At 56.7% G+C, this 26,997-nt stretch carries 21 protein-coding genes and 1 tRNA gene; 6 read left to right on the top strand and 16 right to left on the bottom strand.

Translation table 11 applies throughout. The annotated features are described in order from the left end of the window. Positions 1-206 precede the first annotated feature (206 nt). Both pth and V8J88_RS24035 read left to right on the top strand, forming a co-directional pair. Complete coding sequence (gene pth / locus V8J88_RS24030; protein ID WP_338846824.1) at positions 207-791, top strand: aminoacyl-tRNA hydrolase; 585 nt, start codon at positions 207-209, stop codon at positions 789-791. Then, complete coding sequence (locus V8J88_RS24035) at positions 788-1,879, top strand: patatin-like phospholipase family protein (RefSeq protein WP_338846825.1); 1,092 nt, start codon at positions 788-790, stop codon at positions 1,877-1,879. The genes pth and V8J88_RS24035 overlap by 4 nt, the downstream gene beginning before the upstream one ends. 16 nt (positions 1,880-1,895) lie before the next feature. On the opposite strand, the gene V8J88_RS24040 is transcribed toward V8J88_RS24035, so the two are convergent. The 11 genes from V8J88_RS24040 to phaP form a co-directional block, all read right to left on the bottom strand. Further along, complete coding sequence (locus tag V8J88_RS24040) at positions 1,896-2,615, bottom strand: hypothetical protein (RefSeq protein WP_338846826.1); 720 nt, start codon at positions 2,613-2,615, stop codon at positions 1,896-1,898. A gap of 3 nt (positions 2,616-2,618) precedes the next feature. After that, positions 2,619-3,650, bottom strand: a complete 1,032-nt coding sequence (locus tag V8J88_RS24045; RefSeq protein WP_338846827.1) for a bifunctional nicotinamide-nucleotide adenylyltransferase/Nudix hydroxylase — start codon at positions 3,648-3,650, stop codon at positions 2,619-2,621. 12 nt (positions 3,651-3,662) lie between these two features. After that, the gene (locus tag V8J88_RS24050) at positions 3,663-5,360 is read right to left on the bottom strand and encodes an NAD+ synthase (RefSeq protein WP_338846828.1); all 1,698 of its coding nucleotides are present in this window, start codon (positions 5,358-5,360) and stop codon (positions 3,663-3,665) included. Positions 5,361-5,370: 10 nt separating this feature from the next. Continuing rightward, complete coding sequence (gene pncB / locus V8J88_RS24055; RefSeq protein WP_338846829.1) at positions 5,371-6,564, bottom strand: nicotinate phosphoribosyltransferase; 1,194 nt, start codon at positions 6,562-6,564, stop codon at positions 5,371-5,373. A gap of 19 nt (positions 6,565-6,583) precedes the next feature. Then, on the bottom strand, positions 6,584-7,417 hold the full coding sequence (locus V8J88_RS24060) for a cysteine hydrolase (RefSeq protein ID WP_338846830.1): 834 nt from the start codon (positions 7,415-7,417) through the stop codon (positions 6,584-6,586). A 281-nt stretch (positions 7,418-7,698) separates the two neighbouring features. After that, positions 7,699-9,714, bottom strand: a complete 2,016-nt coding sequence (locus tag V8J88_RS24065) for a hypothetical protein (RefSeq protein WP_338846831.1) — start codon at positions 9,712-9,714, stop codon at positions 7,699-7,701. Between the two features lie 266 nt (positions 9,715-9,980). Continuing rightward, positions 9,981-10,769 carry a CsgG/HfaB family protein gene (locus V8J88_RS24070; protein WP_338846832.1) on the bottom strand — a complete coding sequence of 263 codons (789 nt, stop codon included), beginning with the start codon at positions 10,767-10,769 and terminating at the stop codon, positions 9,981-9,983. Between the two features lie 169 nt (positions 10,770-10,938). Next, the gene (locus tag V8J88_RS24075; protein ID WP_338846833.1) at positions 10,939-13,170 is read right to left on the bottom strand and encodes a PhoX family phosphatase; all 2,232 of its coding nucleotides are present in this window, start codon (positions 13,168-13,170) and stop codon (positions 10,939-10,941) included. A gap of 136 nt (positions 13,171-13,306) precedes the next feature. After that, entirely contained in the window at positions 13,307-14,047 is a 741-nt protein-coding gene (phbB, locus tag V8J88_RS24080; protein ID WP_338846834.1) for an acetoacetyl-CoA reductase, read from the bottom strand. A gap of 109 nt (positions 14,048-14,156) precedes the next feature. Further along, positions 14,157-15,335, bottom strand: coding sequence for an acetyl-CoA C-acetyltransferase (locus V8J88_RS24085; protein ID WP_338846835.1), 1,179 nt, complete (start codon positions 15,333-15,335; stop codon positions 14,157-14,159). 108 nt (positions 15,336-15,443) lie between these two features. Then, positions 15,444-16,028 (bottom strand): TIGR01841 family phasin, encoded by a 585-nt coding sequence (gene phaP / locus V8J88_RS24090; protein ID WP_338846836.1) that lies wholly within the window; start codon positions 16,026-16,028, stop codon positions 15,444-15,446. 286 nt (positions 16,029-16,314) lie between these two features. Here phaP and minC point away from each other — a divergent pair, with 286 nt between their 5' ends. The 3 genes from minC to minE all read left to right on the top strand — a co-directional run bounded on the left by minC (position 16,315) and on the right by minE (position 18,249). Beyond that, positions 16,315-17,097 carry a septum site-determining protein MinC gene (gene minC / locus V8J88_RS24095; protein ID WP_338846837.1) on the top strand — a complete coding sequence of 261 codons (783 nt, stop codon included), beginning with the start codon at positions 16,315-16,317 and terminating at the stop codon, positions 17,095-17,097. Positions 17,098-17,176: 79 nt separating this feature from the next. Further along, positions 17,177-17,995, top strand: coding sequence for a septum site-determining protein MinD (gene minD / locus V8J88_RS24100; RefSeq protein WP_338846838.1), 819 nt, complete (start codon positions 17,177-17,179; stop codon positions 17,993-17,995). Next, positions 17,995-18,249 carry a cell division topological specificity factor MinE gene (minE, locus tag V8J88_RS24105; protein ID WP_338846839.1) on the top strand — a complete coding sequence of 85 codons (255 nt, stop codon included), beginning with the start codon at positions 17,995-17,997 and terminating at the stop codon, positions 18,247-18,249. The genes minD and minE overlap by 1 nt, the downstream gene beginning before the upstream one ends. Positions 18,250-18,258: 9 nt before the next feature. Here the strand turns inward: minE and V8J88_RS24110 are convergent, their stop codons facing one another. Beyond that, positions 18,259-18,777: a hypothetical protein gene (locus V8J88_RS24110; RefSeq protein WP_338846840.1), complete on the bottom strand. Its 519-nt coding sequence runs from the start codon at positions 18,775-18,777 to the stop codon at positions 18,259-18,261. 340 nt (positions 18,778-19,117) lie between these two features. On the opposite strand from V8J88_RS24110, the gene V8J88_RS24115 reads away from it, so the two are divergent. Then, on the top strand, positions 19,118-19,843 hold the full coding sequence (locus V8J88_RS24115) for a response regulator transcription factor (protein WP_338846841.1): 726 nt from the start codon (positions 19,118-19,120) through the stop codon (positions 19,841-19,843). Positions 19,844-19,915: 72 nt separating this feature from the next. Here V8J88_RS24115 and V8J88_RS24120 read toward each other — a convergent pair whose 3' ends face one another. From V8J88_RS24120 to V8J88_RS24135, 4 genes are all read right to left on the bottom strand, one after another. Then, positions 19,916-22,714 (bottom strand): pitrilysin family protein, encoded by a 2,799-nt coding sequence (locus V8J88_RS24120; protein ID WP_338846842.1) that lies wholly within the window; start codon positions 22,712-22,714, stop codon positions 19,916-19,918. Positions 22,715-23,033: 319 nt separating this feature from the next. Next, positions 23,034-23,110: transfer RNA gene (locus tag V8J88_RS24125), tRNA-Met, on the bottom strand. A 494-nt stretch (positions 23,111-23,604) separates the two neighbouring features. After that, positions 23,605-24,585, bottom strand: a complete 981-nt coding sequence (locus tag V8J88_RS24130; protein WP_338846843.1) for a DAHL domain-containing protein — start codon at positions 24,583-24,585, stop codon at positions 23,605-23,607. Beyond that, entirely contained in the window at positions 24,582-25,574 is a 993-nt protein-coding gene (locus tag V8J88_RS24135) for a cytochrome c peroxidase (RefSeq protein WP_338846844.1), read from the bottom strand. The genes V8J88_RS24130 and V8J88_RS24135 overlap by 4 nt, the downstream gene beginning before the upstream one ends. Between the last annotated feature and the right edge of the window lie 1,423 nt (positions 25,575-26,997).

The raw sequence follows: 26,997 nt of genomic DNA on the forward strand, positions 1-26,997 counted from the left end.
GTAATGGCGCTTGCTTAAGCGCTTCGCGCGTTGTGGGCGCCGAAGGCGAACCGATGCAACGATAATTAGGCAGCTTGATGAATCAGCAATTTAAAAAATGATTGATGATTTTAAAGGCGCGGAATGAAAACAGCAACAAGCCCACCATGGACGCGCGCCGCCGGCTGCGGGATAATGCCGGCTTTGCCCTCTGCTTCCTGTTTATTATGTCCATCCGTCTCATCGTTGGCCTCGGCAATCCCGGCCCGGAATATGCATTGACCCGGCATAACGCCGGTTTTTGGCTGGTCGATAATCTGGCCAACAGCCTGCCCGGCTGCCGCTTGCAGCGCGAAAGCCGCTTTAACGCGCTGGCCGCCAAAACCCGCATCGCCGGCGAAGAAGTCTGGCTGCTGCAGCCGCAAACGTATATGAATCGCAGCGGCCAGAGTGTGGGCGCGCTGGCGCGCTTTTTCAAACTGACGCCGGAACAGGTGCTGGTAGTGCATGACGAGCTTGACATGCTGCCCGGCGTGGCCAAATTGAAAAAAGGCGGCAGCTCGGGCGGCCATAATGGTTTGAAAGACATCACGGCGGCGCTCGGCAGCCAGGATTATTGGCGTATGCGGATCGGCATCGGTCATCCGCGCGTGTTCAATTTACAGCAGCCGGTGGCGGATTTTGTCTTGCAGCGCCCGCGTCCCGAGCAGTTGACGGATATTGAAAAAGCGCTGGAAAAATGCCTGTCCGTGATTCCGCAACTGGTGGAAGGGCGCTTTGAGCAGGCGCAAATGCAATTACACACAGCATGAGCGATTTATTGATACTGGCCGGGCCGCGCGCGCGGGCGCTGATTGCGCGCGATGGCTTGCAGGCGGCGCAGATTGCCGCCATTCCCGCTGCCGCCGGCGGCCCCAAGGGTTTGATTTTGTCTGCGCTGGATCGCTGGCTGTTTTCCACTTGGCTGCCCGGCGCGCCGCGTGAGCGCAGCCTGATCGGCGCTTCGATCGGCGCATGGCGCATGGCCGCCGCCTGTTTTCCTGATGCCGACGCCGGCTTGGCCGAATTGGCGCAGCACTATTGCGCGCAACATTATTCCGCCAAACCGGATCAGCAGGAAGTCACGCACAAGGTTAAGCAATTGTTGACGGATTGGGTTGGCCCGCAGGCGCAGGCGATTTGCCAGCATCCGCATTACCGCTTGCATATTCTGGCGGTGCGCGGCTTGCGCGCTTTGCAGTACGCGCAGGAACGCAGCGCGCAACGCGGCGCTTTCGGCGCTGCCGCGCTGGCCAATCTGGGTTCGCGCCGGGCGCTGGCGCGGCATTTGGAGCGGGTTTTGATCAGCGATGCGCGCGATGATTTGTCCTGGCTGGGCTGGCAGCGCGGCTTTGATGCTTTCCACAATCAGCGCGTTACGCTCACGCCGGAAAATTTGCGCCAAGCCCTGCTGGCTTCCGGCACGCTGCCGCTGATCATGCAAGCCGTGCCGGACATCGCCGGCGCTGCGCCCGGCCTGTATTGGGATGGCGGCATGATCGATTATCACTTAGCCTGGCCCTGGCAGGGTTTGGGCGCGGATGAGCTGGTGTTGTATCCCCATTTCACCACCCAGGTGACGCCCGGCTGGTTTGACAAGATATTGCCGTGGCGGCGCCATCTGCCGGCGGCGCAGCGCGCCTGGCTGGAAAATATGGTGTTGCTGGCGCCCGGCCCGGATTTTGTGCGCCGCCTGCCGCGCCGCAAGCTGCCCGACCGCAAAGACTTTCAATTCCATGGGCAAAACCATCTGGCCCGCGCGCGCGATTGGCAGCGCGCAATTGATGAAGCGCAGGCTTTGCGCGACGCCTTGATGGAATTTATCGCCAGACCTGACCCGAAACGTTTATTGCCTTTGTGAGGTGTTGCGCCAGGTCTCACGGCGCCGGATGGAGCGGGTTTTGTGCATGGGCGCAGATGCGGCCATGCGCGCGTGCGCAAGCTGCGCGCATGCAGGATGGGCCATTGGCGGCGCGCGCTAACCAGGGCGCGCGCGCGGCGGCGGGTAATTCCATCAGCCAGGCGCAAAAACAGCCGGCTAACAGCGGATCAGCGCTTTCAATGCAAACTTGCAAACGCTGCTCCAGGCTCACCGCTCCGGCTTGCGCCGCCAACCATAACCATTCGCGCCGCGCGGCCGCATCGGCTTGCGGCTGCAAAGCGCGGGTGCGCAGCAGATCCGGCGCTTGCAATAATAATTGCTCCACTTCCCATACTGCGAAACGGTGTTGTTCGCGCTGGCAATGATGCAGGGCGCGCAGGCGCGGCCATTGCGCCAGCCAATCCGCCGCATAGCGCGTCTGCAAATGCGCCCGTAAAGCAATCCGCGCCGCCAGCCGCACTTCCGGGGCCCAATCATTCAAGCGCCCGCATACGCCGGGAATGAAGCGGGCGTCGGGACAGGCTGCGCTGGCCGCCAGCGCAGCCTCGCGCACCCAGCCGTTGACATCTTCCAGCAGTGGCAAGAGTTGGGCCGGATTGCGACAGGCGCGGATGGTGGCGCACAGATGCGCCAATTGCGGCGTATCCGGGGCCGGCAATTGCGCAGGGCGCAAACAGGGCGCGCCCCGCGCACGCCAGCGCGCAAACCAGCCCACGGCTTACTCCACCAGCCGCAAAAACGAATTCAGCATATGGAAATGGTCTTCAAAGAATTCCGTCTCCAGCGCCGCCAGATCCTGTTCCGGCATCCAGCACACATGGGCCGCATCATCCGACGCCGTCACATCCGGCAATTGCGCCGTGCCCAATTCAAACAGATGCAGGTGGCTGATGGTGCGCCCGCGTTGTGAGCGCTCAGGGTGATCAAATACGCGCACTGCGCGGCAGGCGTCTTGCAATGAAGTCGGCAAAACGCCGATCCCGGTTTCTTCATGCAGTTCGCGGATCGCCGCCTGCAACAGATTTTCATGCGGGTCCAAAAAGCCGCCCGGCAAGGCCCACTGTCCCTTACCGGGGAAGCCGCCGCGTTTGATCAGCAGCACATGGCCGGCGGTGCGCACCAGCGCATCCACGGTGACAAACACTGGCGCATACGGGGCATGCCGCCAGGCTGCTTTGTAACGCATTACTTGCGCATGCTCTTGCGCCAGCGTGGCGTAATACGGCAAGCGGCTCCAGGCGCGCAAAAATTGCTGCACCGGCAGCGGAATCAGGTTTTGCAAGACCGCCAGTGAGATATCCAAATCCTCCGCCTCAAAATAAATCTGGCGGATGCGGGTGGCGTCAATATCCGCCTGGCGCGGCAGGGCTTGCAAATCCCAGCGTGGAAAATGGCGCAAATAATAGCTCGACTCATCTTTGAAATGGCCGAACAGCAAGACCTGTTGCGCATCCGGGTAATGTTGCGCCAGCGCCGCCTGCACCGAAGCGGCCCAGCGCTGATCATCGTAATAGTCGCGCAGCGGCGCAAAGGCTACCCGCGCGCGCTGCTCCACTGTGAGGCAAGCGTTGATCATGGCGGCGCGCTCTTCCCAGGTGAAAGGGTTTTTCGCATTGCGCGCCTGATGCGCCGTGCCCAGCGCCAGCAAGACATGCGGCGCGGCGCGCAAAGCATGTTGCAACAGCGCTAAGTGGCCACTGTGGAATGGTTGAAAGCGCCCGATCAACACGGCGACCGTATTTTGATTCATGTGCTGTCCCTTTCAATATTTTGCCGCAATCGGCATTTGCCGCCCGCTGCCGAAAGCGCGCGGGCGCACGCGGATAATCGGCGGCGCCTGGCGCCGTTTATATTCATTGCGCGCCACCATCGCCAGCACTTTGGCAATCAGCTGTTTGCCTTCATCCGTGCGCGCCAATTGCTGCACCGCCTGGCTGGCTTGCCGCCCCTCGTCTTGCGGCAGGCGGCGGCCTTCGATATGCCATTTCAAAATCTCATCCAGCACTTCATACGGCGGCAGACTGTCACTGTCTTTTTGATCCGGCGCCAGTTCCGCCGAAGGCGCTTTATCCAATACCGCCTGCGGGATGATTTCCTGGCCGGCCTGTTGATTGATCCAGCGCGACAGCGCATACACCTCGGTTTTATACAAATCGCCGATCAAACCCAAGCCGCCATTCGTGTCCCCATACAAAGTGCAATAGCCGACGCTGATTTCACTCTTATTGCCGGTGGTCAGCAGGAGCGCGCCAAAGGCATTGGAAAATTCCATCAAAATCGTGCCGCGCACCCGCGCTTGCAGATTTTCCAGGGGCAGACCGCGCAGCGGCGCATCAAACGCTGCCTGAAAACCGGCATCATATGCCTGCACCAGTCCGGCAATCGGGTGGTGATATAACTTCACGCCTAAGCGCTGACACAGCAAAACCGAATCATCCACACTGCCGCTGCTGGAAAAACGCGAGGGCATGGTGATCGCGTACACATTTTCCGGCCCCAAGGCTTGCACCGCCAGCGCCAGCGTCAAGGCCGAATCAATCCCGCCCGAGCTGCCCACCAAGACGCGCTGAAAACCGCAACGCCGCGCATAATCGCGCAAGCCGAGAATGATTTGCTGGCGCATGAATTCTTCGCGCGCCAAACCCTCCACCGCCGGGCTTGTCAGCGCGCCGCCATCGGCGCGCATAAAGTGTCCCTTATCAAAGGCCAGTACTTGAAAATCTTCGGCGAAACGCGCCGCCTCAAACACAATCCCCTCTTTTGGCGTGACTGCAAACGAGGCGCCGTCAAACACCAATTGATCCTGGCCGCCGACCTGATTCACCCACAGCAGCGGCAAACGGGTATGGCGCGAAGCGGCGGCGAACAGACTGTGGCGCAAGGCGCGCTTGCCGATGTCTGAAGGGCTGGCGTTGATGCTGATAATCAAATCCGGATGCGCCGCGCGCAAGGCGTTGAAAGGATTCACTTTGTAATCCGCACCCTGATCATTCCAACCGTCTTCGCAAATCAAAAAGCCGACCCGGTGCGTGCCGATTTGCATCACGCTGGCGATTTCCGGGCCAGGTTCAAAATGGCGGCGCTCATCGAAAATTCCGTAAGTGGGCAGCAATTGCTTATCGTATTCCAGCACGATATTGCCGCCCTGAATCGCCAGCAGGCTGTTATGCAAAGGCTTACCCGGCCCGCGCGACTTGCGCACTGTCCCCAGCACAATTGTCAGCTTGGGCAGTTTTTTGGAAGCGCGGCGGATTTTTTCGAGGGCGCGCTCCATGCGGTGTAAAAAGCCGATATCTTCCAGCAAGTCGCCCGGATAATAGCCGCACAAACTCAGCTCAGAAAACACCATCACATCGGCCCCGGCCTGCGCTGCGCGCAATAACTGCGCCAGCATCATTTGCACATTGCCGTCAAAATCGCCCACTGTGAAATTCAACTGGGCCATTGCAATCTTCAACATCACATTCTCCTCATGCGCTGTGGCCAAACACCTGGCGCAAATAAGCCAAAAAGGTGTGGTCCTGGCACAGCGTTTTACCTTGCGCATCGGACAGCTTGGCTACCGGCTGGCCATTGCAGGCGGTCAGCTTCATCACCACATTCAAGGGCGTCAAGCCGACATCATTACTTAAATTGGTGCCGATGCCGAAACCGGTTTGCACCCGGTCGGCGAAGTGGCGATACAGCCGCAAAGCGCCGGGCAAGTCCAGGCCATCGGAAAACACCAGACGCTTGCTGTTGGCGTCGATGCGCAGCGCGGCGTAATGCGCCAGCGCTTTTTCACCCCATACCAGCGGGTCGCCGGAATCATGGCGCAAGCCGTCAAACAGCTTGGCGAAATACAAATCAAAGTCGGCGATAAATGCATCCATGCCGACCACATCAGTCAGCGCCACGCCCAAATCGCCGCGATATTCCTGCACCCAGGCTTCCAGCGCGGCTTTTTGAAAATCGCGCAAACGCACGCCGAATGATTGAAACGCTTGCAGATATTCATGCGCCATCGTGCCAATCGGGGTCAGACCATGTTTGTGCGCCAAATGCACATTCGAGGTGCCTTTGAAATACTGCGGCACAGCTTGCGCCAGCGTGGTCACGACTTCCTCCTGCCAGGGGCCGGAAAAACGCCGCCGCACGCCAAAATCAAAAAACTCAAATGGATGTTTGTGCGTCCCTTGTTGCGGCAATTCCTGCAGCAGCGCGATTTTGGCCTGCAAGCGGCGGCGTCCTTCGGCCAAAGCGGGAGCTTGATCAAAACGGCGGAAATACACGCCGTTGACGATGTACAGCACAAAAATCTCAAAACCCATCACATGCACCAGCGGCCCGCGTGCGACGATTTGCAAACGCTCGCCATCGCTGCTGACTTGGATGAATTTACGCTGGAAATGGAAGATTTCGAGAAAATCGACAAAATCGCTTTTCATAAAGCGCAGGCTGCGCAGATAAGCCAGTTCCGCATCGCTGAAACGCAAGCTGCACAAATGATCCAGCTCGCGCTCGACCTCGGCGCGCAAATCGCTCAGCGGAAATTGCGGCTGGTTGCGGCAGACGAAGGCATATTCCGCCTGCGCTCCGGGGTGGCTGTGCAATAAAGCCTGCCACATGGTGAATTTATATAAATCGGTTTCCAGCAGGCTGGTGACGATGGGCGGATACAGCATGATGCGCTCCTTGCTTGATTTATGCGGCGGCCAGACTGGCGCGCAGGCTGTCGCAAGTGGCGATGCGCACCCCTTGCGCTGCGCAGCGCTGTAAAAATTCCGCATACTGCGCCTCAAACCCGGCCACCGCGCTGATCGCATCGCGCAGCAGGGTCAGCCTGGGCGCCAGTTGCGGCGCATATTGCAGCAAATGTTCCACGCTGGCTTTCACGCAATGGCTGCCGGCCTCGCCGGCCACAATCAGATGCTCTGCTTGCGCTAATGCTTGCAGCAAGGCGTGGTTCAAGCCGGTTTCCGGCGCATCTTCCACGGGCACTTCAGCGCACAGCGCGGAATAGTGTTCGGTCAAGGGATGCGCGCCTTTGTGAATCAATTGAATGCTGCGCGCGTGTCTATCTTCCCAGTCATTGCAGGCGTGCAGCAAATCGCTGTGAATCGCCTGTCCCCATGTGCCGATTTGGCAGTGCACCGGCCAAATCATTAATTGATAACGGCCTTGCGCATCGAGCTGGCGCAAATAACGCGCGACCCACTCCGCCTGTTGCGGCTGGCGCGGCCGCCAGCGGCCCTGTTGCAGATCGCTCAGGCTGATTTGGGTGAAGGGAGGCGGGTTGTGGCCGGCGGCGTCTTGCCAAAAACCGGGGTGGGCGATATCGATGCGGTGATGGGAATCGAGGGTGATGCTGATGGCCGCGAAGGCGTTGCCGCTGCTGTGCAGCAATTGCGCCAGGCGCTGCATATCGGCGTGTGCGCCGGGCACCGGCAAGGCCGGCTGCGTTTGCGGCGGCAAACTGGCGGCGGGCAGATCGCAGAAATCGTTTTGCGGATCAATGATCAATAAATGCGTGCGCATGATATTCCTCTTTTCATGAAGCGCTAAGCGCCCTTGCGCTTGCAAGGATCTTAGCCTGTTTGCAAGCAGTTTGAAAATCAAACTGGCATGAGGGCAGTCTAGCTTACTTAGTTTAATTTTGCAACTAAGTGATTTCATGAATCCTTCCCATCGCAGCGGTATGACGCAGCTCTGCCTGCAGCGGCCAGGGCGGGCCGCCTTGCAAGCTTGAGACAGGGCGTTGGAGGTCAGGTTTTGCGTTGATGGCAGTGAAATGGCAAAACCTTGCAGCGGGATGCGCGTTAATTCATGCCGCGCTGCGCCAGCCAGGCGGCAAAATCAGCATGTTTGCGCAAATTCTGGAACTGCGCTTCATGCAACAGCGCTTGCACTTGTTCACCCTGGCCGTTTTGCAAAGCTTGCTCCAAGGCGCGCATGCAGCTGTCAGCCTCGCCGCTCTGCGCGTATAGACGCGCCAGCGTCAGGCTGGCGCTGCCGCTTTGAATTTGTTCCGCCAGCTCGGCGGCTGCAATCGCGGTCGCACGCAATTCTGCGCTGCGCGCCGGCTCCCAGTTCGCTTGCCGCAATAAACTGGCCATTAATTCCTGGAACGAGGCCTCATGCAATAATGCTTGCACTTGGCCATCCTGGCCGCTCTGTTCGGCCTGCTCCAGGGCGCGCAAGCAGGAATTCAACTCCCCATCCTGGGCGTATAAACGCGCCAGCGCCAGGCTGGCGCTGCCGCGCTTGATTTGCTCGGCTTGTTCGCCTGCCGCGCGCGCCGCTGCGCGCAATTCCGCGCTGTGCGCCGGCGCCAGTCCGGCTTGCTGCAATAAGCTGTGCATCAAGGCCAGCGCTGCCGGTGCAAAATCCGGCGCGCTGTTGAGCGCTTGACGGAATTTGTCTTGCGCCAACTGCCATTTTTGCAAAGCCTGCGGCGCCGCAGTTGCGGCTAAAGCCTGTCCCTGTGCTTGAAGCGCATAACCCCAGCGCTGTAACACCAGATGGTTGTCGGGCATGATTTCGTGTGCGCTGGCGAATTTTTCATGGGCCAATTCCCATTTCGCCTGCGCCGCTGCAGGATCGCTGGCGGCCAGGGCCTGGGCCGCATGCGCCAAGTCTTCGCCCCAGTGACTCAAAGCCTCGTACATATCCGGCTTGATGTGCAGGGCGGCGCCGTATTTTTGCGCCGCCTGAGTCCATTTCAATTGCGCCTGATTGCTGTCGCTGTGCGCCAGCTGGCTCGCTTCATCTTCCAGTAATCTGCCTTGGCGCAGCAATGCCCAGGCCGCCACTGTCCGCTGGCGCTCCGTCGGGTGGGACAGTCCTGCGAATTCGCGCAGCAATTGTTCAAGCTTGCCGGCCATCAGCAGCGCCATCAAGTCCACGCTTTGATCATCATGGCGCGCGCGGCTGTCGGCGATTTGCCGGCGCAGTTCGGCATGTGCAGTGCGTCCCTCATCGCCGCCAGTGTCAAAGTCGATATGGGCGATGATTTTTTCAATATGCTCAAAAGGACGGCTTAGCAGCGGGGGCGGAAAGCAGTCCAGTTTTTGCGCCAGACCTTTTAAAAAATCGTCGGCATGCAGTCCGCCATGGAAATACGCTTGCTTTTCCGGGTTGCTCAATAATTTGTCGATCACAATTTGCGAAGGTTGCGCGCGGCTGCCGATCCAGTACAAACCATTGTCAAACACCGGCACTTCAGCCAGCACATCCAACAGCGGATCCGCCGCGCCGCTATAACCCAGCACCACCCAGATGCGGTGGGTGCCGGTGTTGGCCACAATTTGCTGCAAGCGCTGGCGGTGCGCCTGCAGTTCCGCATCTGCATTCAAGATGGTGAAACCGGTGTGTTGTCCGTTCAAATAAAACACCGAGCGCGGTGCGATGCGCGCCGGCTTGAATTCCTGCGCCACCGCCAAATCATACACCGCAGGAAATTCACCCACCATGGAGCAGGCGCGCATGATCAGCGGATCAAAGTTGACGGTCAGAATGCGGTCGATTTTGCGCAAGTGAAACATTTGCGCCAAGGCCAGATGCGCCCAATTCACTTTGGCCTGTTCCATATGGCGCGATAACAGTTTGCTGCGTTGTGCGCTGGTCAACTCCGCCATCACACTGTTATAACTTTTGTCGCGCGCGCGCGCATATGCGCGGGGAAAATCGCGTTCAATTTCCGCCAGCAGGCCGTTGGCCAGCGGAATCCCGGCGCTTTTCGAGGCGCCGGCCCCGATCAGGAAAACACATTCGCCATCGGCATGGCGGATCACTTCGGCAATATCGTCCAATGTGCGGCTGGCGTAAGCGCTCATGCGGTCTCCAAAGGATGGGAATCAGCTGGTGGATATTGTCCCATTGTAGGGGATCGGGCGCAGTTTGGCGTGTTTGATGCAGAGAAATGGAAGACTGTGTTGGTTGGATGAGGCGCAGATTTTTGCCGCCTGCAACGTGTTGTGAATCAGGCGGCTTGATGCATCGATGCGCGCTTACATGGCCATCAACAGGATGTGCAGCGGGCGCCCCCGCCAGTGCGCAAAAAACCGCCGGGGGGCCGGCGGTTTTTCAGCGCGGCGCATGCTTAACGTTTGGTCGCCACCGCCGGCGGCATTTCCTTGGCCAGCAATTGGCGCACTTGCGGCACCAGTTTGTTGTGGGCGTCCAGGAAGGCGGCGACAATCACCTTGGCTTCGTTGGTGTTGCTCCAACCCGCGCCGACCCCGCTCACGCCGCCCAGCGAAAAGCCGCCTATGCCCAGATCGGTGGCTTTGGCGGCGCCGGTGGCGGCGGCGATTTGTTCGGTGGTTTCATTGTCGGTCAGCAAGAGCGCGACTTGCGCTTCTTTAAATGTCACTTTTTCCGCCGCGCCGCTGAAATTCTGCAAAACCGGAATATGCGCCATCAGCGCGCCGATGCCGCCGCCGGCTTTGTTTTCCGAAAAGGTCAGGCTGGGGGTGAGCGTGTATTGCGCTTCGTAACCTTTGCCTTTATGTACGGTGGAATCTTTGCGGATGATGCCTTGCGCCTTTAATTCCTGTTCCTGAATCGTGGCTTTCAAGCCGGCGGCGCGATCGACCACGCGGAAGCAGCCGCTTTGTTGCGCTAACAGACGGATTAAGGGAATCGGCGAGGTCGGCAGATTGTAATGGCTCGATACGGTATAGCCATTTGCGTTTTCCACCAGCGCCAGGGTGGCGACCGGCGCATCGCATTTCACTAATTGCGGGCTGGCGGCAGTCGCGCCGGCAGGCCCGGCAGCCCCGGTGACGACCGAGCCGCCTTCGCCGAGTTCGGTTTTCTTTTGACCGCATGCAGCCAGCACAAGGCAGGCCAGGATGGCGCCAAGGCGCAGGAATGAAGGGGAAGTCATAAAGATTTGATGAAAAAAATTAAGAAAACTGCATCACGATACCATGCTTCTCTGGTTTTTTTCGCAGCTGTGTTCTTTATTTTTGAGAAAAAGCAATCTGTGTTGTTTTTCCCTGCGAATGAAAAAAAACCGCAGCATGGCGCTGCGGTTTTGGCAGGCGAGGGGAGCCTCAGGAGCCGATTTTGCCGCCGTCGTTTTTGGTGATGACGATGGTGGCTGAGCGCGGGCGTTTGCCGGGGCCATAGCCGACATTCGATGGCCATTGGCTGGTGTACTTAGTCGGATCGGCGATATTCGCCATCTTGGTGCTTTCGCCCGGGTGCTGGATGTTGACAAACAGCGCCTTACCGTCCGGGGTTTCGGCGATGCCGGTCAGCTCGCAATCCACCGGGCCGACCAGGAAGCGCTTCAAGGTGTCTGCGCTGGCGGCTTTGCCGACATAGGTGGTGACATCCAGTGTGCCGCCGGCGGCTTTCGGATAGCTCAACACTTTTTTGCCGCCATCGCCGACCTGACCCGGCAAGGCGGCCAGCATCATGCAGTTGGTGACATCGGTATAGGCGCCGTCGTCGGTTTGGATCCAGCAGATGCCGGTGGCGCGGCTGAAGGCCAGGCCGTCCGGGCTGGACATGTCCTGGTCGCTGGTGAGTGCGGACAGATTGACCTTGCCGGCATCGGCCCCGGCTTCTGCTGCGAACAGATAAATATCCCAGGTGAAGCTGGTGCCATTTGAGCCGCCATTTTCACGCATGCGCAGCAGGTGGCCGTTCGGGTTGCCTTGTTGCGTGCTTGTGCCTTTCATATCGGTGTAAGCACGCGGGTTGGCGGAGTCCGGCGCCAGTTGCGAGCCGCCCGAGGGTTCCACCCGGCGGTTGCTGTTATTCGTCAGCGCATAATAGATTTCGCCGTTGGCCGGATTCACCGAGCACCATTCCGGGCGATCCATCTTGGTCGCGCCCACAGCGTCCGCCGCCAGACGCGCATTCACCAGCACGTCGGCCTGATCGGCGAAGGCGTAGCTGGCGTAGGCCGCGATTTGCGGATTGCTGATGCTCAGCTCAACCCAGTCGCCAGTGCCGTCTTCTTTGAATTTGGCGACGTACAGCTTGCCATCATCCAGATATTTGTCGCCCATCGCCAGCGCGTCGCCGTTGGCGTCGGCGGCGTCCCAGTTTTTGTTCGACACATATTTGTAGATGTATTCATTGCGCGAATCGTCGCCCATATACACCGCCAGCGGTTTGCCGGCGGCGGGCAGGCCGAAGGCTGCGCTTTCGTGGGCGAAGCGGCCCAGGCCGGTGCGTTTTTTGCCCAGACGGGTTTTGTTATACGGGTCGAATTCGACGATATAGCCCATCGCGTTCATTTCATTGCGATAGTCTTCGCTGGCGGCGGCGCCGCTCTTGCTGATATTCCAGCGTGCGTATTTGTCATCGCTGCCGCCGCTTTCCCAGCCGTGGCGTGAGGCGGCGCCCTGGCTGCGGCCATAGCGTTTGAGCGAGGCGACGCTCTTGTCATTGGCGCGCGCCGTGTCGTCAGTGGCGCTGCGGGTGAAATAGCCGGCCCAGTTTTCTTCGCCGGTGAGGAAGCTGTTCCACGGCGTGCGCCCGGTGCCGCAGTTGTTCAGGGTGCCGCGCGTTTTGACGCCGGTGGGTGAGTATTTGGTGACCATCAGCGCATTGCCGCGCGCCGGGCCGGACAGTTCGATATCGGATAAGCAGGTGACGCGCGCGTTGAAGCTGGAGTCTTTCACATATTCCCATTTGCCGCCGTTTTTGCGCACTTCGACAATTGCGATACCGTGTGCGGCGGTTTCTTTGTCGATTTCTGCAGCCGGGCGCGGCAGGGTGGATGTGCCGCCGTTTTCGTGCATGAAGAAAGAACTCAGTTTTTCATCGGTGGTGGCTTCGTGGTTGATCGCCAGCAGGCCGCGCTCGTTTGCGCTCAAAGATGCTTTGCCGTCAGCGGACAGGCCAAACCATTCCATGCCGTCGTGGTGATCGCCGCTGCGGTTTTCAAAGCCTGTGTCCGTGCCATCGTTTTTATAGGCCGGGGTGGCGGCGTTGAGCGGATCGCCCAGGGCCAGCAGGACGCTGGCGGTGTAGCCTTCCGGCACTTTGACCATATCGGCCAGGCTCTTGGCCACGGCAGTAAAGCCGAGCAGCTTCGGTTCCGGCGCCGGCGGCGTCGGTGCGGTGACTGTGCTGGAGCTGCCGCCGCAGGCAGACAGACCGAGTGTGCCCAGAACCATGCCGGCGCTGCTGGCGATGCCGCCGCGCAAAAGATTGCGGCGGCTGATGCGGGCTTGCAAAACAGAGGAAAATTCCGGATTGGCGCTGTTGTTAAAGCCAATATCGTCGGGATCTACGCCAAGGGTGCGGGAATCGGAAGAGTTTTTCACGGCAGAGTCCTGTTGCAGGTGGGTAATAAAAACAGACCTGCATGCTATGGCGTTTCAGTGACAGGAAGATGACATCTGCAAAAAACAAGCCGCAAGGCGCGTGAGCGGCTTGCGGCTGTTGCGGCTGGCCTGCGGATCAGGACATGTGCTGGCCGCCGTTAATCGCGATATTGGCGCCGGTCAGGAAGGCGGCTTCTTCTGACGCCAGATAGGCGACCAGGCCGGCCACTTCTTCCGGTTTGCCCAGGCGCGCCATCGGGATTTGCGGAATGATTTTGGAATCCAGCACTTCTTGCGGAATCGCCATCACCATCTTGGTGCCGATATAACCCGGCGAAATGGTGTTGACCGTGACGCCTTTGCGCGCCACTTCCAGCGCCAGCGCTTTGGTGAAACCGTGCATGCCGGCTTTGGCGGCGGAGTAATTGGTCTGGCCGAACGCGCCTTTTTGCCCGTTGACCGAGGAAATATTGATGATGCGGCCCCAGTTGCGCTCCACCATGCCGTCGCACACCGGCTTGGTCATATTGAACACTGAGTCCAGATTGGTTTTCATCACATCATCCCAGGCCGCCTTGTCCATTTTCTTGAAGGTCATGTCGCGTGTGATGCCGGCGTTATTCACCAGCACATCGACCGGGCCGATTTCTTTGGTGATGCGGGCGATGCATTCCTGCGCCGAATCATAACTTGCCACATCGCATGGGTAAGCATGGAATTCGTGGCCCTGTTCTTTCATCGTCGCCAGCCATTCTTCCCATTTTTTATTGCCCGGGGAGTAGGTGGTGACAACGGTGTAACCGAGCGCCGCCATTTTGATGCAGATTGCTTCCCCCAAACCACCCATACCACCAGTTACCAATGCGATTCTAGACATTTGTTCCTCTGCCATGTTTTCAATGTTCACCTGTGCTTGTCACAGGGCCGTGCGCGGCAGGCCAGGGGAGGCCTGCCTTGGCGCAGCCGGCGGGTGGCCGGCTGCGCTGTTAATCCCGTTCCACGGCCAGCGCCACGCCCATGCCGCCGCCGATGCACAGCGAAGCCAGACCGCGCTTGGCGTCGCGCCGCCGCATTTCATGCAGCAGCGTCACCAGCACGCGGCAGCCCGAGGCGCCGATCGGATGTCCCAGCGCAATCGCGCCGCCGTTGACATTGATCTTGGACGTGTCCCAGCCCATCTCTTTATTCACCGCCAGCGCCTGGGCGGCGAAGGCTTCGTTGATTTCCATCAAATCCAGATCAGCATGCGTCCAGCCGGCTTTTTGCAAGCACAGACGGCTGGCCGGTGCCGGCCCCATGCCCATGATCGAAGGCTCCAGACCGGCGGAAGCGTAAGCTTTGATGCGCGCCAGCGGCTGCAAGCCGAGTTCGCGCGCGGTCGAAGCCGCCATCATCATAACTGCCGCTGCGCCATCATTGATGCCGGAAGCGTTGCCGGCAGTCACCGTGCCATTTTTGTCAAAGGCCGGGCGCAAGCCGGACAGCGATTCCAGCGAGCTGTCGGTTTTGATGTACTCATCCGTATCAAAGATAATACTGCCTTTTTTCTGCGGAATTTCAAATGGCAGGATTTCATCTTTAAATTTACCTGCCGCTTGTGCTGCTGTGGCCTTCTGTTGTGAGGCAAGCGCGAAGGCGTCCTGCTCTGCGCGCGAGATGTCGTATTTTTTCGCCACATTTTCCGCCGTGATGCCCATGTGGTATTGGTTGTACACATCCCACAGACCATCGACGATCATGCTGTCTGTCAATTTGGCGTCGCCCATGCGGAAGCCGTCGCGCGAATTGTTTAACAGATGCGGCGCTGCGCTCATATTTTCCTGGCCGCCGGCGATCACGATCCGCGCATCGCCGCACTTGATGGCTTGCGCCGCCAGATGTGTGGCTTTCAAGCCACTGCCGCACACTTTGCCGACCACAAACGCCGGGGTCATATCGGCCAGACCGGCTTTGATCACGGCCTGACGCGCCGGATTTTGCCCGCAGCCGGCGGTCAGCACCTGGCCCATAATGACTTCGCTGATTTGATCAGTAGCCACGCCGGTTTGCGCCAGCAGGCCGCGAATCACATGCGCGCCCAGATCGGCGGCGGCGATTTTCGACAGCGCGCCGCCGAATTTGCCGACCGCAGTGCGTGCGGCGGCCACAATGACTACATCTTCCATGTTTGGATTCTCCCTGAATGAATACAGATGGCGCGGGGGCGGCGCCGGGTGAAAAATGGTGTGTGCAAAAAAGAGCGGGCCGGCTGTAGCCGGCCCGGGGTGCGGGGATCAGTACTTGGCGCCTTTGCTGCCTTGCTTGCCTTTGGCGATATTTTCTTCAATCGATTTTTCCACCTGACCGGCGGCGGAGATCAGATTGGCTTCAAACGCTTCCACCGTTTCCTGGGTGGCTTTGGCCAGCTGGCTGACGCCGCTGTTGGCGGTGTCAATCAAAGACTTGATGAAGGCCACGCTTTGCGGCGTGCTGCCGGGGGCGTGTTTAACAGCGTCTTCCACCAGCTCTTTCACTTTCTTGCCGTTCAGGTGCAATTCTTTTTCCAGCACTTCAGCGTAAGCGTGCAGGGTGGAGGCCCAGATTTTGGCGGCCTGGCGCGAAAATTCCAGCGTGCGCACGGTGTTGACCTGGCTCAGTGCGGTGTAATACTCAATCCAGTCGTGCAGGTTTTTGACATCGCTGATTTTTTTCGAGGCGATGGCGATTTCAGCCATGGTGCCGCGCGTGGTGTGCAATTCGAGTTCGAGGAATTTGGCGGTGCCGCTGAAGGTGATTTCTGTCAGCGCAGTCGCCAGCGCCAATTGCGATTCCAGGTAGGATTTGCTGGCGTGGGAAAACAGATCGGTGCTAGAGAACATGGGAAACTCCTTGGTCGTGTTTGGATATCCATACTGCACGGTGGCTGCCCTGCCGCTGTTTCTGCCGCGCGCCGCGTGGACAGTCAGAGCGATTAGATTATAGCCTCCAATTTACGCGGATTGTGCAAAGCATCAAAATTTTCGCTGCAGCACCCGCTTGTACGCATTTCCCATTCGCAGGCCGGGTTTTGGCAGTGCGCAAAATACGCTTGCGGCGGGCTTTCAAGTAAAATGTCTGTTTTCGCTCTTTGCCTGCCAGGCGGACCACAGAAAACCGGGAAGTACGATGCAAAAAAGCCTTATGCCGCTCGAAATCAAGATCGCCACCGTGGTCGCGGTCACCGTCATATTGCGCGATTGCGCTATGGAAACGATCCATCAGGCGCTGGAGGAGATGAGCGGCGGCGCCAGCGATTTCTTTGACGATGAATTGGCCGTGATCGATTTGGCGCATATTGCCGACATGCAAGCGCAAATCGACTGGGTGAGCTTGAAGAACTTGCTAAAATCGTATGGTCTGAATGCTGTTGCAGTGCGCAATTGTCATCCTGAAATCCTGCCTGCGGCGCAAGCCGCCGGGCTGTCGCTGGATGCCAATAATGGCAAACCGCATGAGGTGGCGCATGTGACCCCGAGCGAGACGCCGCCAGCGCCGGAGCCGCTGCGCATCGAAGTGCCGGTGCCGGTGCCAGTGCCGGTTCCAGCGCCGGCCCCGGTGTGTGAGACGCTGATTATTGATACGCCGGTGCGCGCCGGGCAACGCATTTATGCGCGCGGCGCCGATCTGATCATCACTGCCGTGGTGAATAACGGCGCTGAGATTATCGCCGACGGCAGTATTCATGTGTATGCGCCGATGCGCGGACGGGCGCTGGCTGGCGCCAGCGGCAATAAGAGCGCAAGAATTTTTGCCTTTGCGCTGGAGCCTGAATTGGTTTCCATCGCTGGCATGTATCGCACGTTTGAAGATGGATTCCCGGGTAAATTGTCGCAGCAGCCGGTAGTGGTCAAACTGCTCGGGGAAAAGATTGATATTTCACCCGTGCCCATGCCGGGTGCGCGGAACTGAGCAACGCGGGGCGGCTGCACAGATCGCGCCTGCACAGGCGGGCCGGCAGCAGATATCCTATTTTTAAAGGAAGACTTTTGTGGCAAGAATCATCGTTGTGACATCGGGTAAGGGCGGAGTGGGTAAAACCACTTCCAGCGCCAGCTTTTCCTCCGGGCTGGCTTTGCGTGGACATAAAACCGTCGTGATCGACTTTGACGTCGGCCTGCGCAATCTGGATTTGATCATGGGCTGTGAACGCCGCGTGGTGTATGACTTGATCAATGTGATCAATAAAGAAGCCACCCTCACGCAAGCGCTGATCAAGGATAAGCATTGCGATAACCTGCATATCCTGCCGGCGTCGCAAACCCGCGACAAAGATGCGCTTTCTGAGGAAGGCGTGGAAGCCGTGTTGCACGAGTTGATACAAATGGGCTTTGAATACATCGTCTGCGATTCGCCGGCAGGTATTGAGCACGGCGCGTTGATGGCGTTGACCTTCGCCGATGAAGCCCTGATCGTCACCAATCCCGAAGTGTCATCGGTGCGCGACTCCGACCGTATTTTGGGGATTTTGCAAGCCAAATCGCGCCGCGCCCAATCTGGCGGCGAACCGGTGAAAGAGCATTTGCTGATTACCCGTTATGCGCCAAAACGGGTCGATGCCGGCGAAATGCTGTCCTACACTGACGTGGAAGAAATTCTGCGCATCCCGCTGCTTGGCATCATTCCCGAATCGGAATCGGTGTTGCACGCATCGAATCAGGGGAATCCCGCGATTCATATGAAAGGCACTGATGTGGCGCAAGCCTATGAAGACGTGGTCGCGCGTTTTCTCGGCGAAACGCGCCCGATGCGCTTTACGACCTGGGAAAAGCCCGGTCTGTTTCAGCGCATTTTTGGAGGTAAGCACTGATGGCTTTGTTATCCTTTTTGTTTCCCAGCAAGCCCAAGACCGCTGTTGCGGCCAAGGAGCGTTTGCAAATCATCATCGCACGCGAGCGCAATGGGCGCACCGGCCCCGATTTTTTGCCGGCCTTGCACAAGGAATTGATCGAAGTCATTTCCAAATACACCAAGGTGAATCCGGAAGACATCAAGATTTCCCTCGACCGTCAGGGCAATCTCGAAGTGCTGGATGTGAATGTGATTTTGCCGGACGCCCAATAAACCTTTGTCTCACAGGTCTTTCAGCGGCCATTTCAAGGCATCCTGCGCCAGCGCGGCGCAAGCTTGCACATGTTGCATGCCAAGCCGGTGCAGCATGGCGTAGCCCAGCGCGCCGGCGATCAGCGAACCTGCCAGCGGCGCCCATTTGCTGCTGTGGCGCAACAGCAGCTTTCCGCTGTGGCGTTGCAGCCACTGCATCAGCAATTCCCTTGTCAGCAATTTTCCGGCCAGGATGCCGCTGGCGGCGATGCCGGCCTGCAGCAGTTGCGCCTGTTGACCCGGCAGGCGCGCGATTTGTTCCGGGGTTAACCCAAACAGGTGGTTGATTTCAGTTAACATTTGGGCAAAGATGTTGAAATCGGCGAGTATATCGATGCCCGGCGCCGGCAGCAGAGAGATGGCTGCCGCCATGCCGGCGCGCTGTTTGACGCGGCGTCGCGCCAGCTCGCTGACATGCCTGATTTCCTCCTGTGTCGCTGGTATTAATACCCAGTCTGCTTGTCTTGATGACAGTTTCGTGGTCTTCATGGCGTTGTTGGTGTGAATTGGCAGGGCGGTTCTGCTGTTTATCTTAGCAGGCTGCTGGCGTGGAGTTTGTGTTGCGGTATGTAAGCCAGTATTTTGAATAGCATATTATTCAATTTTTCAACCTACTTTCGATGCTTCAAAGAAATCCAAGCAGCAGTTTTTAAGCGTTCATGGATGATACTTGTATCAGCTCTGGAAAATCGCTGCAGGCACTGTATATTGATAACAGGTGATGTTGCTGCAAAGAAATAAACGGGTGTCGAGAGCCTGCTGTCTGCATTGCCGTTTAAGCCGGCAACGCGGGCGGTGGAGATGAAATAATTTATTTGCACTGCGGATCATGAAGATAGCCGTCCTGGATAGCGACTTACAGCAGACCGGTCAGATCAGTCAGATTCTGGGCTCAACTGGTCACGAATGCCTGGTGTTTCAAGAACCTCAGGAATTGTTGCAGCAAATCAGAAAAGATGCATGTGATATGCTGATTCTGGACTGGCAGACAGCAGAGCCGGGCGCAGGTTTGATGCACGAGGCGCGCGCACTGCTGGGGGCGCAGTTGCCGGTGCTGATGTTGACCAACTACGTCACGGAAGACGATATTGTCGCCGGGATGGATGCCGGCGCGAATGATTGCATGGTCAAGCCTATCCGTCGCACTGAATTGATTGCGCGTGTGCAGGCCTTGCTGCGGCGCGCCTATCCGGATGCCTGCAGCTCGGAACAAATCCACTTTGGGCCCTATCAATTTGAGGTTCGCTCAGGCCGCTTGCTGGTGCATGGCAAGCCGGTGGATGTCACCCACAAAGAGTTTGATTTAGCGCTGCTGTTTTTCCGCCATATCGGACGCCCTTTGTCGCGGGCGTTTATCCACGAATCGGTATGGTCGCGCGAAGCTGAGATGGTCTCGCGCACCATGGACACCCATGTCTCGCGGGTGCGCAACAAGCTTTCCTTGCGACCTGAGAATGGCTACCGTCTGGCGCCGGTGTATTCCTACGGCTATCGGCTGGAAAAAGTGGGCGCGGGCGGCAAAGCATCTGAACGCGAATGCGCGCCGCGCAATTAAAGTGAGGGCGCGCACGCCCTCAGATTGTGCGAAGAGCGGCGGCGGCCTGGCGCAGGCCGCCGGGAAGCCGGCTTATTTGCCGGTTTTGGAAAAATCCCCGCCCTTGACCCAGACCAGATTGGCCGGTTTGAGCCAGCTGCGCAAAGCCTGATTCACTTGCGCCACCGTCAGGCTCTCCAGCTTGGCTTCCAGCGCCTTGGTGTGAGCCATGGTGCGGTCCACCCGCAAATCGTAGCTCAACAGCTGCGCCAGCGATTCATCCTGGGTGCGCTCCACCTGAGCGGCTTGCAGCAAGCCTTTTTTGGCTTCCTTTAATTCATCCACGCTAAAGCCTTTGTCCAGTGCGGCTTGTAATTCCTCCTGCATGGCGGCTTCCACTTTAGCGACATTTTCCGGGGCGCTGATGGCAAACGCCATCCAGGAACCAACCTCATACAGCTGATTGGCATTGAACATGGAACCCACGCCATAAGACAAGCCTTCTTTTTGCCGGATGCGATCGGCTAAGCGGCTGCGCAGTGCGCCGCCGCCCAGCATATGGTTGGCCAGCACCAGTGCGGGATAATCCGGATGCGAATCTGAGATCGCCAGCGGTAAGCCGAGCAAGAGCACGCTATTGGCTTTGTCAGGCGTATTCACGGTCAGTTTTTCAGGTTTGATGGCGGCTAACAGGGGAGCTATTCTTTCACGCTTTTGTTTGGACTTCCATGCGCCAAACAATTTTGTCAACTGCTCTTGCAGTGCTTTGGCGTCAAAATCACCCACTGCTGACACCAGGGCGGCGTCACTGCCATAAAACTCGCTATGGAATTGCTTGACGCTGGCTAACTCTATCGCCTTGCTTTCCGCCAGGCTTTCCTGCAGCGATAACACATGGCGCACATGGCCGGGCGGTGCGCCATCCATGCGTTGCTGATAGATGTTTTGCGCCTGGGCCATTGGCTCCGGTATGTTCTGTTCCAATTTATTGATACGGGACAGGCGGTATTTTTGGAATTCGCTCTCAGGGAAGGTCGGTTTTTGCAGAATCTCGGCGATTAAATCCAAGGCTTTCGGCAAATTCGCGCGCACGGTGCTCAGCGTGACATCGACATCATACGCGCTGCCGCCAACGCTTAATTGCGCCTTGAGTTTGGCCAACTCATCTTGCAGCTGTTCGCGGTTGTAGTTGGCGCTGCCGCTCATCAAGAGTTCGGCGGTAAATTGACCAACGCCGGCTTTATTGCGCAGACTGGCTTCACTGCCCATCCGTAAGTTAAGCGTCAGCGCAACCGTTTCGCCCTTGTTCTTTTTCGGCAACAAGGCCAGCTTCATCCCGTTTGGCAGTGTGCTTCTTTGCACCCGCTTTTCAATGCCGTCCGGGCTGCTGTCGAAAATTTCACCCTGCGCCTGCACCGGGCGGCCTTTGTAATGTTGCAGCGCGGCTTGCAAATCCGGCTTGGCCGGGATTTGTGTGCGATCGGCTTTTTCTGTGGGATAAAACAGGCCGACTGTGCGGTTATCCACCTTCAGATATTTCTCCGCAGCCGCCTGCACGGCCGGCAGATCGAGCTGTTCCAGTTGATCGCGCTGCAGGAAAAACAGGCGCCAATCGCCAGTCGCCAAGGCTTCAGTCAAGCCGATTGTCAGCTTGGTGGTGTCGGCCATGGTCAAATCAATGTCGCGCAATAATCTTTGTCTGGCGCGCTGCAATTCTTCCTGGGTGACAGGTTCTGTTTTAAAGCTTGCCAGCACCTTGTCCATGATCTGGCGCACGGTCTCCAGATTGCCATCCTTGGGCACGACCGCATTAAATATGCCATAGCCAGACTCCAGGTTGGCTGAGTTCTCGACCTCCACCTTCGACGCCAGCTTGCTGTCAACCAGTGCTTTATACAGGCGGCCACTGGGCGCATCGGTCAAAACGCCCATCAATACGCCCAGCGCCACAGAATCAATATGCGAGCCAGGGGCGAGGTGATAACCCATGCCCACATATTGGGTTCCGCCATTGCGGCGCACCGTCACACTGCGCTCGCCATTTTGCACCGGTTCGACGGTCCAGGTGTTGGACAGTTTGCGCTTGGGTTTGGCGATCTTGCCGAAGAGTTGATTGATTTGCTGCAGGACTTTGGCTTCGTCAAACTTGCCCGCCACCATCAGCATGGCATTGTCCGGCTGATAGTAGTTTTTATAAAACGCCCGCAAATTGGCGATATCGACCTTCTCAATATCAGAGCGCGCGCCGATGGTGTCCTTGCCGTAATTGTGCCAGTCATATGCGACCGAGCGGATTTGCTGATTGGTGATGCGGATCGGGTCATTTTCACCCATCTCAAATTCATTACGCACCACGGTCATCTCACCCTTTTGGGTTTCGTGGTTCCACAAATCGTTTTGCGCGATGGGAGAGTTCACCATGCGGTCAGCTTCCAGCGCCAGCATGGTGGAGAGATTTTCGGCATTGGCCGGGAACACCGCATAATAGTTGGTGCGGTCCAGCCAGGTGGTGCCATTGAATTGGGCGCCAATCGCATTCAGCACTTCGACAGGCGTGCGAGTGCCTTTTTTCAAGCCGAAGTTGGCGGTGGGCTTAAACAATAAATGTTCGAGTAAGTGCGCCATCCCGGTTTCGCCATAATTCTCATGGCGCGAACCGACCATATACACGATATTGGTGGTGATGGTGGGTTTGCTGGCGTCCGGGAACAGCAAGACCCGCAAGCCATTCGTCAAGCGATACTCGGTCAGTCCCTCGACAGAAGTCACCTTGAGCGGCGCCGCGTTTTGTTTGACAGCTGCAGCGCTGGTGGCGTCTGCCGCCAGCGCGGGCGCAAACAGGGTAGGGGACAGTAAGCTGCAGGCGAGCATCAAGATGGTCAGTTTTTTCATATGGTATTTTTACGCGGTGTTGGAAGGTATCAATGCAGGGCATTGGAAGCGAAGCATAGCGTAAAAATTCGCGATAGGGAGGCGCAAGCAAGCAAGAATTTACGGAATATTGATTTTCAGAGATTGAACTGAATTGCGCGATGTCAAATTGAGGCGCAGGTAAGTGTTTGCGGGATATGTTCTTTTCAAACACTCAAGCTATGCCGGCTAGCGCCTTGCTTGGATGTGGTATGAAAGCAGTCATTCGAGCGGGAGCAAGAGCAAAACAAAAAGCCCGCTTGCAGCGGGCTTTTTGTTTTGGCTTTAAGCCAGAAAATTCTGGTTGCGGGGGCAGGATTTGAACCTACGACCTTCGGGTTATGAGCCCGACGAGCTGCCAGACTGCTCCACCCCGCGTCTGTCGAAGAACAACACTATAGCACACTCACAAAAAAAGTAAAGACTATTGCATGAATTTTTTGTGGTGCGCTCAGCGTGCAGCTGTTGCACTGCCACTTTGTTCCGTGACAGCTTCTTTCAGCTTGCATTTATTGCAGGTGGCGAAATGCCATACAGCTTTCGTCTGCAATTTGTAGCCATATTTCCTGGCGCAAACCAGGCATACCCAGGGGCTGGTTCCGATTGCCATGATTCATCACATTGATCAAGAGAAGCTCTTGCACATCCAGGCGATAAGGACTGAATGCCAAGTGCAAGGAATCACAAAAGTTGACGCCACTTATTATAGTCAAATCCGGCAAAAAATGTTGCCGCAAGCCAATGTTCAGAAGTTGCCAGTTTTACCACGCCCTGACTGTTGCATGAAAGACATGTAAAAAAATTATGTTTTGATCGCGTTGCACAAATAAAAAAGGCATGCCGCAGCATGCCTTTTTTGAAAAAATGCGCGCTTAACTTGGCGCCATTGAGGTCTTGGCGGGGTCTTTCGGGACGCTTTTCTCTGCCAGCTTGCGCTCCAGTTGCACCAGGCGGGTGCGCGCATTGCGAGTCATTTCTTTGAGTTTCACGATGCGTTGTGTGGTAATCACGCCGATCAGGATAAAAATCGCCAGCATGGCCACGCCATACATGAGCAGAATATTGCGCTGCTCACCGGCCCCATTCACTTGCGTCACACCGGCTTTATTGATTTCAGCGCTCAAGGCGTCCAGGCGTTCTGCGATTGGCACTTCATTAATTTTTTGCACCAGCATCGCCAGGCCGATGCGCTCGCTCAAAATCACATCAACGTGGCGCACCAGATTGCGCGCCCGTTCCAGCAGCGCCGGACTCATGCTGCCAAAAGACAGGCGCAAACTTTCATTTTGCAACTGTACGCTGGCGGCCAGACGCTCTTCCGGGAACAGGTTGTATTGCAATACCAGGGACACCAGTTGATCCACTGCTTCTTTTTGATCATTTCCGCGTGCTTTGGGATCAGCGCCTTTTTCCTGCATCAACTGGGCCGCAATTTCCATTTGCACTGTGGGCAGATAGCGCAGGGAATTTTTTAACACGGCGTTGTGACGCTTGAATTTTTCAATCAGATTGGATTTGTCTTTGATCAGGCGCTCCAGATCCTGGCTGGTTTGCTGCGCTTCATGGCCGGGAAAGCCGCCCAGCGCCAGGCCGAGCTGATTCAGGGTTTGCGGCAATTCCTTGCCGGTGGCGCCCAGCGTGTCGTAGTCTTTTGACAGGCCGACATAGGCTTTCAGCACATCGGCGGTCCAGCTGGCGTCAGCTTGCTTCATGTTGTAAATCGTGCCCAGGATGTGCTCCTGTTTATTATCATTGTTGCCGCTGTTTTGCTTATACAGATATGCAAAACCGGCTAATGCCGCCAGCATGAAGAGCAGGACTGCGAGTCCTTTGCCATAAGTTTGCGCCTTCATTTTCCACCTCTTGCCATTGCTTCAATACGTTTCAGTTGTTCAGGATCCGCAGACAGGGTTTTGAGGAATTTGACAATCAATTCCTTGTCTTCAGCGGGAGCGGTGCGACCCAATTGATACTTGAACATCACATCCACGGCTTCTTGCAGGGTCTTCGCGGTGCCGTCGTGGAAATAGGGGGCGGTGTATTCGACATTGCGCAGGCTGGGAACCTTGAATACATGCTTGTCGGAGGGATCGCTGGTGACATTGAAGCGGCCAAAGTCCGGTTTGGCGACGTTGCCGCGATCTTTAAAGTAGTTACCCAGCACACCGAATTGCTGGAACATATTGCCGCCCACGCCCATGCCTTGGTGGCAGGCGACGCAGCCGTAAGTTTTGAATTTCTCGTAGCCCTTCTTTTCGTCCGCCGTGATGGCGCTGTTATCGCCGCGCAAATAGCGGTCAAAGCGGGACGGGGTGATCAGGCTGCGCTCAAACGTGGCGATGGCGTCGGAGACGGTTCTTTCGGTCATACCTTCTTTATACAGGCTGCTGAAGCTGCTGCGGTAATACTCATCCTGCTGCAATTTACCCAGCACCTCGCCCCAGCTGGAATTGAACACCACCGGATTTTTCACCACGCGCCCGACTTGTTCTTCGAGCGAAGGCGAGGCGCCGCTCCAGAGCTGGGCGATATTCAAGTCTGAATTCAATACTGTGGGCGAATTCACCGGGCCGACTGCACCGCCGGCGCCAAGCGAACGCGGACGCGGATCAGCGCCGCCGGCTTTGGTGAAATCATGGCAGGACATGCAAGAGACGTCATTGTTTTTCGAGAAACGCTTCTCGGCAAACAGGCGGGCGCCAAGGGCGACTTTTTTGGGATCCAGCTTGACTTCAAGCGGCAATGGTTTGATTGGCTCGGTGGATTGCGCCAGGGCCGGGCCGGACGCGGCAAAGCAAGCGGAAAAGACTGTCAGCAGGGAAAGGAACTGCTTTTTCTTCATCAGATACTCCAAAAAAGGCCGCGCATTGCGGCAGTGCCGGGGGCGATGCCAGACCCGGATGTCATGCCTGAATCTAATGCTTCGCTTTATGCCAATTATTAAAATTGACAGTTTGTAAAATCTGCTTGCGCGAAACGCCTGGGCGCCTGCCATGGGAACAAGGAAAAACCGGTTCTCTGCAGGCTGTCTGTAGTGCTTTTAGTGGTTTGGGAATGCTGCCGAAAAACTGCCGGCTCAGGCCAGGAAATGATTGACCGCTGCCAAGCTACGGCGTGTTTGGATGGTAAACGATTTTTTAGCTGCTATCGTGACAAATATGAAATGCTGTGGAAATTCTTGCATCTGCTCCCCCAAATGTAGCTTTCAGCACACGCACTGGAACCGTGCGGGCCAAATTATTATTGCTTGCAATATATCTTGTCGAAAAAAATTTTGGCTGTCAATTGCTTTTGGGAAATATTGTTTGCTGCGCTGCGTCAGCTGCTGTTTCCCGGATTGTGTGGTTTTGATGCAAAAAAAGCCATCGCATCAACACGGTATGCGCATTCTATATTTCCATAAGGAAACATTCAAGTAGCAGTTTGATGTTTTTTTGTGCAGCACAGTCAGGAATTCGGCGGCACTGTTCTGCAATCATGCGCCATGGCGGATCGATCCGCTTGCAGCTGGCGTGACCCGGGTATAGCGATATGCAAACGCTGCCATCAAATCTGGCGGCAAGGAGTGTGGATTTTGCACGGGCAAAAAAAACAGGGTTATCAATCGTTTTCATTGTCAGAAATCAGCAGACAGTGAAAACCTTTGACAACCCTGAAAACATCCTGTTGCTGGAATCAACAAGATGACCGGAACTGGAAAAAAGGGGCAAGCGCACAAGGCGGAGGCCTGGCCAGACTTTCTTACTTCTCTTGATCGCTGGCATGTGAAACAGTGTAGGTCTTCAGGCCGGGAAAAAATAGACGCAATTCATGTTTTTCTTATGCGACACAGTAAGCGTAAGCGGGAACTGTGTTGCAGCAAAAAGGCTTGAATTGTTATGGCGTAAAAGACAATATTTATAATATGATTAAACTGTACTGGTTATACTATCAAATTTAATCAAATTATGCAAGAACAGTTCTTATTTTTGATAAGTACAATCTGCTGAAGATGTGCACTGTAATGGTTGTTGCATTTTGGAAATAAATCAGGTGGTGTGAATTTTGCCATATAAATGCACTGTAAAAAAGTTCGCTGCTGTTGTTTTTTTGCATCAATGTTATACATGCTTGCAGAATTTACCGTTGTCGGATATTGATTTGGCGTGGATGGCGCCTGCGGCATGAGGAGGGTGGAAAGTAAGCGCAAATGCTTGATGTGGCAAAAATGAAAACATTAGTGTATTTTGAAATCTGTACTGGTTATATGCCTTTTATAACGTCAA

Origin of the sequence: Massilia sp. W12 (assembly GCF_037300705.1) — a bacterium.
Classification (GTDB): domain Bacteria; phylum Pseudomonadota; class Gammaproteobacteria; order Burkholderiales; family Burkholderiaceae_D; genus JACPVY01.